Raw genomic sequence first — 13,304 nt, 5'->3', positions numbered from 1 at the left:
TGACTAGCCAGAATATCGACGACGTTGTATGATAGAGTATTTGGCTGAGTAAGTATGATGATGGAGCAATTACCGTCGGTGTTTTTAGTCGGACCGATGGGCTCAGGAAAAACGACCATAGGCCGCCTGCTCGCTAGGCAATTGGGCCGCTCTTTTGTAGATAGCGACTGGTACATAGAATCGCAGACTGGCGCTGATATTGCTTGGATATTTGCTAAAGAGGGTGAAGCGGGGTTTCGTGAGCGTGAAACACGCGCTATAGATGAGCTGACGCAAAGAGAGCAGATCGTACTGGCAACAGGTGGCGGGGCAGTTATGGCCGCGAGCAACCGTGAGTTTTTGCGTGAGCGCGGCATTGTGGTTTATCTCAACGCCCCTGTTGAGGTGCAGGTCGCCCGTACCGCGCGTGACAAATCAAGACCGCTACTCCAGCAGCCTAATCCTCGAAATATACTACAAAACTTATATGAGATTCGAGATCCTTTGTATCGGCAAGTGGCGCATATCATCATGCCAACGGGTCATACTTATCCGCGGCATATGGTCACTCAATTGCTTGAGCAACTCGAGCGCTTTTGCACCGAACAAAACATAACGACAGCAGTAATCGGTAGCGATGATCGTGACGTAGATACGCAAACAAAACCCTCTGCTGATTGACCCTTAGTTTGCCCTGACCCCTCTATCATTTAGGACTCTTCTATGACAGCGCCAATATCTGCTAACGGTTTAATGGTTAAGACGCAAAGCCATGATTATCCGATTGTCATTACTAAAGATGCTCGCAAGCTTAGTATGAGTGAGCAAATTACTCCTTTTATTAGTGGTCAGCAAGTCCTGATCGTCACTAACGATACCGTTGCCCCTTTGTACTTACAGCCTTTGCAATCAGCGCTTGAAAAAAGTTTTACAGTCAAAGTATGCATCCTACCAGATGGCGAGCAGTACAAAAATCAGACCAGTATCAATCAGATCTACGATGCGCTTATGATCGAGCATTTTAACCGTGATGTGACACTTATTGCGCTTGGCGGCGGCGTGGTAGGGGACATGACGGGGTTTGCAGCCGCAAGTTTTATGCGCGGCGTTAATTTTATTCAGATTCCAACAACGCTACTGTCACAAGTGGACTCAAGCGTTGGCGGCAAAACGGGTATCAATCATCCACAAGGCAAAAACATGATCGGCGCTTTTTGGCAACCACAAATGGTGCTTGCTGATATGAGCACGCTGCAAACATTGCCGCCGCGCGAGCTGTCCGCTGGACTGGCTGAGGTCATCAAATACGCGCTGATTATGGACGCCGATTTTTTGACTTGGCTTGAGGACAATATGGCGGCAATGATAGCGCTTGATCTAGATATATTGGGACAGGCAGTGCAGCGCTGCTGCGAGTACAAAGCTAATATCGTCGCGCAAGATGAGCGAGAATCTGGCGTACGCGCATTGCTTAATTTTGGTCACACCTTTGGTCATGTGATCGAAACACACGAGGGTTATGGTAATTGGTTACATGGTGAGGCAGTCGCAGCAGGCATGATGCAGGCAGCTCAGCTGTCGCAAAAGATGGGCTGGTTAAATGCTGAGGATCTGGCGCGAGTGGAGCGAGTTTTAGCGAGCGCTAATCTGCCAACTACGCCGCCTCCCATTGATCCGCAAACGGCATTGGATCTTATGGGACATGACAAAAAGGTCAAACAAGGTCAGATTCGCCTTATTCTGCTCAAATCTTTAGGCGAGGCGGTCGTTACAGATAAGTTTGAGGCGCCGCTACTTGTAGAGGTATTGTCCAAGCACGCTTAGCCTAACTTATTGATACACTGACTAACTCATTGATACACTAACTGTTATACCTTATGTTCTCAAAGCTCATAACTTTCAAAACCTATAATTTTCAAATCTTTAGCACATAATGGTGTAAAATAGGGATAACGCAAACGAATAGAGGTCTCTACGTTTTATCCGTTTGCTCATTCTTATTTTTGCCAAGGATTTATTCATGGTAGCACCACGCTCAACAACGCCTCCTGCTCAGTCATATCGCCGTCAGGCACTGATGTGGTTACTGATGACGCTGATACTAGGCGTTATTACGGCTTTGATTTGGATGTTTAGCCAGACGCCATCTATGGCAAGCAAAATTGAGAATGCGCCCATTTCTGCGCCGCAATCTTTGAGTACTGAACTTGAACAGCCGCTTGCTATTGAGGCTTTGCATGAGCTTGATACTGATGTGCAACCAATCAGTTTTGATGCCACTGTACGAGACTTACGTAGTTATCCTGCTGAATTCAAGGACAAGCGTTACTTACTCTCTAACAAGGGTAAGTGGACGGTGCAGGTGATGAATGTCGTTGAAAATGACGTGATTGTCAGTTATTTAGAAGGCCGCAAAGATCGCGACAAATTCTCCTACTTTCGCTATCGCGACGAAGATGATCAACTGCGCTACATGCTCACTTATGGACTGATGAGTAGCCCGCAAGAAGCGGCAGGTGCGGCTAAACTGATCGATTTTAAATTGCCTGCCAATGTTCGCGTGATACCTGAAGAGATCAATCGCTATGTCAGTATTATCGATAATTATGAGCGTCCAGGCCCTATCAAAGATCTAAGTACTAAGCGCGCCCGCTCCGTTAAATTAAAACGTACAAAACGTGAAGTGCCGCCGCCTCAGCGCGAGCAGGCACCTGCTCAAAACAACACAGACTCGAGCAATGCGTCGATCAATCAAGAGCCAAGTAATAGTAGCCCTACCCAGAGTATTCGTGAAGTGGAGAATACCGATTCTACCCTGTCAGTAGATGAGGAGCGCACTGTTGAGACAGAAGGTGCAAGCAATAATAAACCAAAAGCTGAGCAAAATAGTACCAAGCCTGCACCAGCTGATGTGATTACTGCACCTAAAAAGCCTCCTGTCGTACCGACGCCTAAGCCGCCGCCTGCCAGTAATACTACCGCGGCACCTGTCAATAATAGCAACAGCAAAGCGCCAGCAAAGAGCGATGCAAGAAGCGAAGATAGTATCAAGGCGTTAATAGAAGAAAAGAGCGAATAAAAACAGTCAAACAAGCAGTATGTACGTTAGACGACGTACGTACTGCTAAATAGTCTTGGACGCTACGCGCTATTCGTTCACCGCTAATAACCTCTAGTTATGACTTAGCAAAAAAGACTAGATTTATAGTTATGCATTCATTAAAATAAAGAGCACTAAAATTAGTAATATAAAGAAAGGTTTATCCTTAAATGTGAATAAAACCATATCTTTATGTCTTACCGGTCAAGGGTTTTTATCAGGCCGCACAGTTTGATAAGCTATAATGACGTTCAAGCTTTATGTACTTACAATAGCAGTCAAAGAATGACAATCGCTTACTGACCACATAAGACTTTGGCTTATATAAATACATTTACAGCGCATCACGCCATTTATTAATTCGGTTATAAGAATATTACCTGCCAGCCCGTTCTGCCTTCGGGCATCCGCTTATGATCCGCATTGGATGCATGAGCTGTCTGCTTACTTAAAAGGACAAGCTATGTCGATGATTTCCTCCCATACACATTTGGCGACGCCAGATGACTTCTCTGATAACTGTGGTTTTGGTTTGATTGCTCATATTGAAGGGCAAGCCAGCCACGATTTGGTCAAAACAGCCATTCATAGTTTAAGCTGTATGACCCATCGCGGCGGCGTTGCGGCTGACGGTAAAACGGGTGATGGTTGTGGTCTTTTACTTGCCAAACCGATTGAGTTTTTTAAACAAATCGCAACTGAGCAAGCTTTCGCTATTAGCGATAACTTCGCTGTCGGTATGGTATTTGTCAGTCTCGATGAGACCAAAGCTGTGCACAGTCAGCAAGTACTCGCTGAAGAAATTGAAGCGCAGGGACTTAGAGTTGCAGGCTGGCGCGATGTACCTACTGATTTGGATATTGTCGGTGAAATCGGCCGTGAGACATTGCCTGACTTTAAGCAGATATTTGTAAATGCTACTGACACGTTAAGCCCTGATGACTTTAACCGTAAACTGTTCGTTGCTCGTAAAAAAGCAGAGCAGCGCCTAAGTGATGATGAGCTGTTTTATGTTTGCTCATTGAGCTGTCAGACGATTATCTATAAAGGTCTGGTCATGCCCTCAGATCTGCCCGCGTTCTTTTTAGATTTGCAAGACACGCGTTTGGCATCGCATATCGTCGTTTTCCATCAGCGCTTTTCGACCAATACGTTGCCGCGCTGGCCTCTAGCCCAGCCGTTTCGTTACTTGGCTCATAATGGCGAGCTCAACACTATCACAGGCAATCGTAACTGGTCTGAAGCACGTACGCCAAAGCTAAAATCAGATAAGCTGCCCAACCTAAACGAATTGACCCCGCTAGTAAATAGCACAGGGTCTGATTCCTCAAGCCTTGATAATATGCTTGAGGTATTGATGTCAGGCGGTATGAATCTGTTCCACTCGATGTCTATCTTAGTGCCACCAGCATGGCAAAATGTTGATAGCATGGATATGGATCTGCGCGCGTTTTATGAGTTTTACTCGCAGCATATGGAAGCATGGGATGGGCCTGCTGGTCTTGTGATTCAAGATGGTCGCTACGCGGTTTGTATGCTTGATCGTAACGGTCTGCGTCCTTCGCGCTGGGTGACGACTAAGAACGGCTATATCACCGTGGCCTCTGAGATTGGCGTTTGGGATTACGATCCCAAAGACGTGCTGGCAAAGGGACGCGTCGGTCCTGGTCAGATGCTGGTCATCGATACATTGACCGGTCAAATACTCGATACCAAAGCCATAGCGACTTTACTTAAAAAAGCTCACCCCTACCGTAAATGGCTACGCGAGGAGGCGACGCGCATTCGTGATGACGAGCGCTTAGAAGAAGAGTTGGCTGCCAAAGCTTGTCGCGGCGATAGCCTTAAAGCACTACAAAAAATGTATCACATCACTAATGAAGAGCGTACCGAAATCATCCGCCCTAACGCTGAAAATGGTCAAGAGCCAGTCGGCTCAATGGGTGACGATACGCCAATGGCTGTGCTATCACAGCAGATACGCCATGTGGGAGACTTTTTCCGTCAGCAGTTTGCTCAGGTCACCAATCCACCGATCGATCCGCTACGCGAATCTATCGTCATGTCGCTACAGACTTGCCTTGGCGCGCAGACCAATGTGTTTGCGCCATCAGCCAAAGACGCGCACCGCATTGTACTGTCATCACCAGTGCTTTCAGCGAGCAAAATGCATCAGATTGAACATTTAGAGGACGGCGCCTTTAAGATGGCGCGCATCGATCTTAACTACGATCGCAATCTGACACTATCAGAAGCTATTGTTGCTATTTGTGAGCAAGTAGCAGCCAAGGTGCGAGCAGGCAACACCTTGATTGTCTTATCAGACAAAGCAATTGACGCAGGCAAAGTACCTGCTAATGCGATTATGGTCACAGGCGCAGTACATCATTACCTCATCGCTCAAGGCATTCGTACCGATGCCAACCTAATTATTGAAACAGGTCTTGCAAGAGATTCGCATCATATTGCAGTACTAATCGGTTTTGGTGCAACATGCGTCTATCCGTATTTGGCGTATGATGTTATCGATGATTTGGTCGCAACTGGAGAGCTATTGGGCGACCCTATTCAAGCGCGGGTTAATTTCCGTAAGGGCTTGAATAAAGGCTTGCTCAAAATCTTATCCAAGATGGGCATCTCAACGATCGTCTCTTATCGCGGCGCGCAGTTATTTGAAGCGGTTGGTCTGTCTGAGGAAGTGGTTGCCATGTGCTTTAAAGGCGTGCAAAGCCGTATCAAAGGCGCAACCTTTGAGGACTTAGCCGCTGATCAAGCCGTACTCGCAGCCAATGCCTTTAAACGCCGAGCGCCACTCGATCAAGGCGGCCTGCTCAAGTTTGTCTTTAATAAAGAGTATCACGCCTTTAACCCTGATGTGATCAACAGCTTGCATACCGCCGTTCGTACAGGGGATTATGAGAATTACCGTCAGTATGCAGATATTGTCAATAATCGCCCCGTCGCCACTTTGCGTGACTTGCTACAGCTCAATACCAGTAACAGCATCGATGTCGAAGAGGTCGAGGACAGCGCGTTAATACTCAAGCGTTTTGACTCCGCTGGCATGTCTCTTGGTGCGTTATCCCCTGAGGCGCACGAGTCAATAGCGATGGCGATGAATACTATTGGCGGTCGCTCAAACTCAGGTGAGGGCGGCGAGGATTCAGTACGTTACGGCACTTTGCGTAATTCAAAGATTAAACAAGTGGCCTCGGGTCGTTTTGGGGTGACGCCCGCGTATTTGCGCTCAGCTGAGGTTATGCAGATCAAAGTGGCTCAAGGCGCAAAACCTGGCGAGGGCGGTCAGCTGCCAGGCGGTAAGGTCAACGCTTTGATTGCTCGTCTGCGCTATTCTGTACCAGGGGTGACGCTAATCTCGCCGCCGCCGCATCATGATATTTATTCTATTGAGGATTTAGCACAGCTCATATTTGATCTTAAACAAGTTAATCCTGATGCGCTGGTCTCTGTCAAACTCGTCTCGCGCCCAGGCGTGGGTACAATTGCCACAGGCGTTGCCAAAGCTTATGCTGATCTGATTACCATCTCAGGCTATGATGGTGGTACAGCAGCGTCACCGCTGTCATCTATTCATCATGCAGGCTCGCCGTGGGAGCTAGGACTTGCTGAAACTCAGCAGTCGCTACGAGTCAATGGCCTGCGTCATAAAGTCCGCGTACAGACCGATGGTGGTCTCAAGACGGGACTGGATGTCGTCAAAGCGGCCATATTGGGTGCTGAGAGCTTTGGTTTTGGTACCACGCCGATGATTGCCGTAGGTTGTAAGTATTTGCGTATTTGTCATTTAAATAACTGCCCAACAGGGGTGGCGACGCAAACGGCTAAACTACGCGATGAGCACTACATTGGCGAAGCTGAGATGCTAATCAACTTCTTTAAGTTCGTCGCAACAGAGACGCGAGAGTGGCTAGCGGCGCTTGGCGTACGTAGCATGGAAGAGCTGGTCGGGCGTACTGACTTGCTCGATGTGTTAGAAGGCAATACGGATAAACAGCGTCATCTTGACTTATCACCGTTATTATTTAGTCACCCTGCCAGCAGCGGTATGCCGCAGACTTGTCAGGTCGAGCGTAACGAGCCGTTTGATAAAGGCTTGCTTGCTGAGCAAATGATTAAAGATATGATGCTCGCTATCCGTAAAGGCACGGGCGGGGATTACAGCTATTACGTTGGCAATTGTGATCGCTCTATCGGCGCGCGTATTTCAGGCGAGATTGCGCAGGTTTGGGGTAATCTTGGCATGAGTGATATGCCAATTAAGCTGCATCTGACGGGTACCGCAGGTCAGAGCCTTGGCGTCTGGAACGCAGGCGGTCTCAATATCGAGCTTGAAGGTGATGCCAATGACTATGTCGGCAAAGGTATGACTGGTGGCGAGATTGTTATTTATCCGCCAAAAGACTCGAGTTTCGCCGCGCAGGATACGGCTATTATAGGTAATACTTGTCTATACGGCGCGACAGGCGGCAAGCTCTATGCTGCTGGCACCGCAGGCGAGCGCTTTGGTGTACGTAACTCGGGCGCTCATGCAGTCATCGAGGGCACAGGCGATCATTGCTGTGAGTACATGACAGGCGGTATTATGACTATCCTTGGCAAAACAGGTCTTAATTTTGGCGCAGGTATGACAGGCGGTTTCGCTTACGTGCTCGATATGGAAGGCGACTTCTTTGATCGCTGTAATCATGAGCTGATTGATCTCAACCGCATCTCAAGTGAGCAGACTGAAGGCCACCGTATTCATCTGCAAAAGGTCATTGAAAACCATGTCAATAAGACAGGTAGCGCTTGGGGCCGAACCATACTAGCTGATTTTGAGCATTATGTTCGTAAGTTTTACTTGGTCAAGCCTAAGGCTGCCAGTATCGCAAACTTACTCAAAACGACCATGGCAGACCCGCAGTAGTCGCGTTATTTTGAGTACAAAAGACGCTTCAATGTTTTAAGCAGGCAGATGACTTTTATCGCATCTTTATTAACCGAAAACGATTACAGTCATCGCCCACTAATCAAGAGATTTTATCATGGCAAAACGCTTAGACAATAACTATCAGTTTATCGAAGTACCGAGGCTTGAGCCGACCAAAAAAGACATCGTCACCCGAGCAACAGAGTTCGTTGAGATCTACAATCCTATCGAGAGTGAGTCAATCGCTCAGCAGTCGCATCGTTGTCTTGAGTGCGGTAACCCTTATTGCGAATGGAAATGTCCGGTACACAACTACATTCCCAATTGGCTCAAACTTGCGACCGAAGGACAGATCTTTCAAGCCGCTGAGCTATGTCATCGCACCAATACTTTACCTGAGGTATGCGGGCGCGTATGTCCGCAAGATCGTTTGTGCGAAGGCGCTTGTACCCTCAATGACGGCTTTGGCGCAGTCACTATCGGTAATGTTGAGAAGTACATTAACGATACTGCCTTTGCTCTTGGCTGGCGTCCTGATATGTCCAATGTCGTCTGGACGGATAAAAAGGTCGCCATTATCGGCGCGGGGCCTGCTGGCCTTGGCTGCGCAGATATCTTGGTGAGAAACGGCGTTAAGCCAGTACTTTTTGACAAGCGTCCTGAAATCGGTGGCTTATTAACCTTTGGTATTCCAGAGTTCAAGATGGAAAAAGACGTCATGCGCAATCGCCGCGAGATCTTTGAAGGCATGGGTATGGAGTTTTGCTTGGAGACAGAGATTGGGACTGATGTCAGTATCGATGAGCTTATGCAGGATTATGACGCGGTATTTATGGGTATGGGCGCTTATACTTATATGCGCGGCGGTTTTGCTGGTGAAGAGCTAGAAGGCGTTCATGATGCTCTTGATTTTTTGATCGCTAACGTCAATCGCTGCAACGACTGGGAGAAAAACCCAGAGGAATATATTGATCTCAAAGGCAAGCGCGTGGTGGTGCTCGGCGGTGGTGATACGGCGATGGATTGCAACCGTACTAGCATTCGTCAAGGTGCCGAGCAAATTGTCTGTGCCTATCGCCGTGATGAGGAGAATATGCCAGGCTCGCGCCGCGAAGTCATTAACGCGCGTGAGGAGGGCGTTGAGTTTTTATTTAATCGTCAGCCGACTGAAATTATTGGCTTAAATGGCAAGGTGAATGGCGTCAAAGTCGTCACTACGCAATTAGGCGCGCCTGATAACCGTGGTCGCAGTCGCCCTGAGCCTATTCCAAATTCAGAAGAGATCATCCCCTGTGATGCAGTCATCTTGGCCTTTGGTTTTCGCCCAAGCCCAGCAGATTGGTTCGAAGGTCAGCAAGTGGCGATGAGTCAATCAGGACTTGTCGTTGCGCCAGAGGAGCAAACCTTTAAATTTCAAACCAAAAACCCAAAAATATTTGCAGGCGGGGATATGGTTCGTGGTTCTGATTTGGTCGTAACGGCGATTTGGGAAGGACGCGAAGCGGCTGAAGGTATCTTGGACTATTTGGAGGTCTAAATATCAGGCCTGAGTTCACCCTAACGTCTTTTATCTATAAAAAGGTAAAAGGCGTTATTTTTATGGTCAAGTTAGACGTAGATAGTAGATAATGTCTATTACAACCTGTCATGACAAAAGAGTATCCCGCGTGAAACCGACTATTTGGCAACGGGTCACCGCCCCTCTCGTTGAGCCGTATGCCCGCTACCAACATGCTGATGTACTGCACGCTATACGTTTGGGCACAGCAGTACTAATAGCGCTGATATTAAATGAATTCACGCGTCTGCCACATGGCGAGTGGACGACCATCACCGTGTTTGTCATCTTGGGCTTGTTGCAATATCAAGGCGCTATTTATACCAAAGCCAAAGAGCGAGTGCTCGGCACTTTGCTTGGCGTAGCTGTTGGTTTGGTGTTTTTGTGGCTTAGTCAAGATATGGGCGCTTGGTTATGGCTGTATTATATGTTGATTGGCATTATCAGCGGCATTATTGGTTATGTAGCAGTCAAGCAGCTCGGTTATATTGGACTATTAACAGGCATCACTATGCTGATGATTGTCTCAAGTCCTGATCAAAGCAATATCACCCAGGACGGGATGTTCCGCGCTGTTAATATCTTGATTGGTACGCTAGTGGCAGTCGCGGCAACTTTAGTACTACCGCTCAAGTCAACCTTGATGTGGCGGTTCTTATTGGCGACCAACCTTGAGGCCTGTAGTGACCTGTACGCTGGAGTCGGTGATCATGTCGGTGCTGATACGCTGGTTCATCAAACCTTTGAGCCCATTACGACGTCCATTACGAAGACCGATCCGCTAAATCTCACCTATAGCGCAAACAAAGTGGTAGATATACCCGTTGATGATACTTTACCCAAAGCACTAAAGGTGATCAATAAGCGTCTGCTAGCTGTCCGCCCGCATATGGCAGCTACTATGAGCGAGTCAGGTATTGACAAAAAAACTATCGAAACCATTCAGCGCACTCATCGTAATATCATTGGAACGATTGATCTACTGCTAACTGCCGCGCCGCGTTTGGCCAGTATTGAGATCGATGAGGATAATCATATTTTGCTCAAGCACTATCAGCACGAGCTGACGCATGCCATGCAAAACATAGCCGCAGTACTACGTAGCCCAAGCGATGAGTCGTTCCGTGCGATTACGCGTATCGAAGTCTCAGAATACCCAAGCGTGCAGCATCTAGCCTTTGAGTGGCAAGGGTATTTTTGGCTAACACAAACCTTGCAAATACAATTGCAGCGCTTGAGTGATCTACTCGAAAAAACCAATGCGCAGTGGTTTGCCGCTTCAGGTCTTAGGTATCAGCGCCGCGAAAAACGTCGTATTGAAGCGCATGGCGGCGAGACTGATCTGCATTTATAATTATTGACCCTTTAACCTTTTGTCACTTCTGTAAAAAAGCGCTACCGATTGCTCGATAGCGTTTTTTTATCGCTGAATAACTAGCGCAGCGATTAATGACAGTGCAGCGATTAACGACCTGTCTTTAGCATATCCCAATACTGCTGATACACTTGCAAGGCGTCGTCACCGACGTCTTCTTGAAACTCCGCTTTGGCAAGCACTTCTTGAGAGGGGTAGATCGTTGGGTTATTGCGTACGCCTTCATCCATCAGCTCACGTGCAGCGCTATTGGGTGACGCATAACCAATCTCTTCGCTGACGATTTTGGCATTCTCAGGACGCAATAGATAATCGATGAATTGATGCGCGGCGTCTACTTGTTTAGCGTTCTTGGGAATGACAAAGTTATCCATCCAAAGAATAGCGCCCTCAGACGGATACTTATAAACCAAGCTGGTCAGACCTTCATCATTCGCCATGACCGCTTCACCATTCCACGTCATACCTAGATTGGTTTCGCCTTCGATATAGGGCATGCGAGTGGCATCAGAATTAAAAGTTTTGACGTTGGGCATGAGCGTGGTCAGCTTCTCATAAGCGGCTTTGATCTCATCAGGATTGCTGCTATTGCCTGAGTAGCCAAGGGTCAATAGCGCCATACCGAATACTTCGCGCACGTCATTGGTAAGCATGACCTGATCTTTATACTCAGGCTTCCATAAATCATTCCAGCTATTAACGCTGGCAGGATCGACGCTATCACCGTTGATGGCAAGGCCAGTGCTGCCCCACATATAGGGAATCGAGTATTTGTTGTCTGGATCGACTTTTGTATTAGTGAATGAGGTATCCAAGTTGCTAAAGTTGCTTAGTTTTGACTGATCTATCTTTTGTAATAGCCCTTCGTTTGCCATTTTTTCGACATAGTACGTTGACGGTACGGCAAGATCATACTGACTTGAGTCATTGAGCAGTTTGAGCTTGGCATACATTGCCTCATTGGAGTCAAAAGTGGTGTAATTCACAGAGATACCTGTCTCAGCCTCAAAACCATCCAAAATCTCTTGCGGCATATACTCAGACCAGTTATACAGATTGAGCGTCACATCACTACTCGGCGCGCCGTCGGTGGCAGCGGTATCTGAGTTGCTACAGCTGGCAAGTACCAAAGCAACGGCAGCACTAAGCAGCAGTTTCGACATTACTGTACGTGTTGAGCGTTTGGTGGCTTGCATGGCGGTATTGGTGTTCAAGGCAGAGAGTTGAGTCAAAATAGTGCTCCTAAAGTCAGACAAATAAATATTGAGACACGTAGCAAGTATCAGCAATGATACTGTTATGGTCATAACTTAACGTGTTTTAAAGGGTAACGATAAAATCAGCTATTTTCAACAGGCTTTGATTAAATGTCAGGCTATAAGGTAAAAGATGGCATAAAAGAGAAAGCCATGAGTTATGATATGATTGCTAACCTTTTACCAATCTTTGATTTTTCTACTTTTGGTTTTTACCATAAAGGATACTCTTATGGCTCAGACGCAACCCACTATGACTTCTCAATCGACTATGATTTCGCAGTCGACCGTTTCTCAACTGACAATGCCGCAATTGTTGAAGGATAAGGTAGTCATAGTTACTGGTAGTAGTCGCGGACTTGGCGCAAAAATCGCGCAGCAAATGGCCGCTGCTGGCGCTCGTGTATGCGTCAATTATCTGAGCAGTAAAGACGCCGCTGATAAAGTCGTCGCCGACATTATATCAGTAGGCGGGCATGCTTTTGCTTATCAAGCAGATGTCACTGAGCTGGCAGAAGTCAAAGCCATGGCAGAGGAGGTCAGCAAGCGCTATGGGCGTATCGATGTTTTAGTCAATAATGCTTTGCCTCACTATCAGTTTGACCCAAGTGCTGACTATACCAGTATCGAAACCGTAAAATGGGCGCATTTTTCACAGCAAATCGATGGTATCGTCAAAGGCGCGGTCAATACCGTACAAGCGGTACTGCCGCAGATGAAAGCGCAGCACATGGGTAAGATTATCAATATCTCAACCAATCTAATCTATAACCCAGTAGTGACTTACTATGATTACACCACAGCCAAATCTGCGCTGGTTGGACTAACGCGTAACTTAGCAAGCGAGCTTGGCCCGCATGGTATTCGAGTTAATTTGCTCGCAGGTGGTCTCCTAAAAACGACGGATGCTAGCAGCCTCACGACTGAAGCAGTCTTTGATTATATCGCCACCACCACGCCGCTACGTCAAGCCACCTCAGTTGCTGATTTTGCTAATGCAGTACTGCTGATGGCGTCTGATTTGAGCGCAGCAATTACTGGACAATCTATTGCCGTTGATGGCGGTTTGACGATGCCTTAGAGTCTCAAGATTAAGAAGCTTTGAG

At 47.3% G+C, this 13,304-nt stretch carries 8 protein-coding genes; 7 read left to right on the top strand and 1 reads right to left on the bottom strand.

Annotated features, from left to right (window positions below; all coding sequences use genetic code 11):
- The first annotated feature begins 57 nt into the window (after nt 1-57).
- From aroK to ACTXGE_RS09225, 6 genes are all read left to right on the top strand, one after another.
- A complete protein-coding gene (aroK, locus tag ACTXGE_RS09250; RefSeq protein WP_443543244.1) occupies nt 58-660 on the top strand; it encodes a shikimate kinase AroK in 603 nt (200 codons plus the stop codon).
- A gap of 42 nt (nt 661-702) precedes the next feature.
- Nucleotides 703-1,803, top strand: a complete 1,101-nt coding sequence (gene aroB / locus ACTXGE_RS09245; RefSeq protein ID WP_443543222.1) for a 3-dehydroquinate synthase — start codon at nt 703-705, stop codon at nt 1,801-1,803.
- A gap of 196 nt (nt 1,804-1,999) precedes the next feature.
- Nucleotides 2,000-3,058: a hypothetical protein gene (locus tag ACTXGE_RS09240; RefSeq protein ID WP_435949683.1), complete on the top strand. Its 1,059-nt coding sequence runs from the start codon at nt 2,000-2,002 to the stop codon at nt 3,056-3,058.
- Between the two features lie 484 nt (nt 3,059-3,542).
- Nucleotides 3,543-8,006 carry a glutamate synthase large subunit gene (gene gltB, locus ACTXGE_RS09235; RefSeq protein ID WP_443543220.1) on the top strand — a complete coding sequence of 1,488 codons (4,464 nt, stop codon included), beginning with the start codon at nt 3,543-3,545 and terminating at the stop codon, nt 8,004-8,006.
- A gap of 118 nt (nt 8,007-8,124) precedes the next feature.
- Complete coding sequence (locus ACTXGE_RS09230; RefSeq protein ID WP_443543218.1) at nt 8,125-9,546, top strand: glutamate synthase subunit beta; 1,422 nt, start codon at nt 8,125-8,127, stop codon at nt 9,544-9,546.
- A gap of 130 nt (nt 9,547-9,676) precedes the next feature.
- Nucleotides 9,677-10,921 carry an FUSC family protein gene (locus tag ACTXGE_RS09225; RefSeq protein ID WP_443543216.1) on the top strand — a complete coding sequence of 415 codons (1,245 nt, stop codon included), beginning with the start codon at nt 9,677-9,679 and terminating at the stop codon, nt 10,919-10,921.
- Nucleotides 10,922-11,031: 110 nt separating this feature from the next.
- Here ACTXGE_RS09225 and ACTXGE_RS09220 read toward each other — a convergent pair whose 3' ends face one another.
- Complete coding sequence (locus ACTXGE_RS09220) at nt 11,032-12,174, bottom strand: ABC transporter substrate-binding protein (protein WP_443543214.1); 1,143 nt, start codon at nt 12,172-12,174, stop codon at nt 11,032-11,034.
- A 256-nt stretch (nt 12,175-12,430) separates the two neighbouring features.
- Here ACTXGE_RS09220 and ACTXGE_RS09215 point away from each other — a divergent pair, with 256 nt between their 5' ends.
- Nucleotides 12,431-13,279: a 3-oxoacyl-ACP reductase gene (locus ACTXGE_RS09215; protein ID WP_443543212.1), complete on the top strand. Its 849-nt coding sequence runs from the start codon at nt 12,431-12,433 to the stop codon at nt 13,277-13,279.
- Nucleotides 13,280-13,304 lie beyond the last annotated feature (25 nt).

It is taken from the genome of Psychrobacter sp. T6-4 (genome assembly GCF_052258425.1).
Classification (GTDB): domain Bacteria; phylum Pseudomonadota; class Gammaproteobacteria; order Pseudomonadales; family Moraxellaceae; genus Psychrobacter.
The sequence above is the reverse complement of the archived record's forward strand: the minus strand, read 5'-3'. Positions and strand labels throughout refer to the sequence as shown.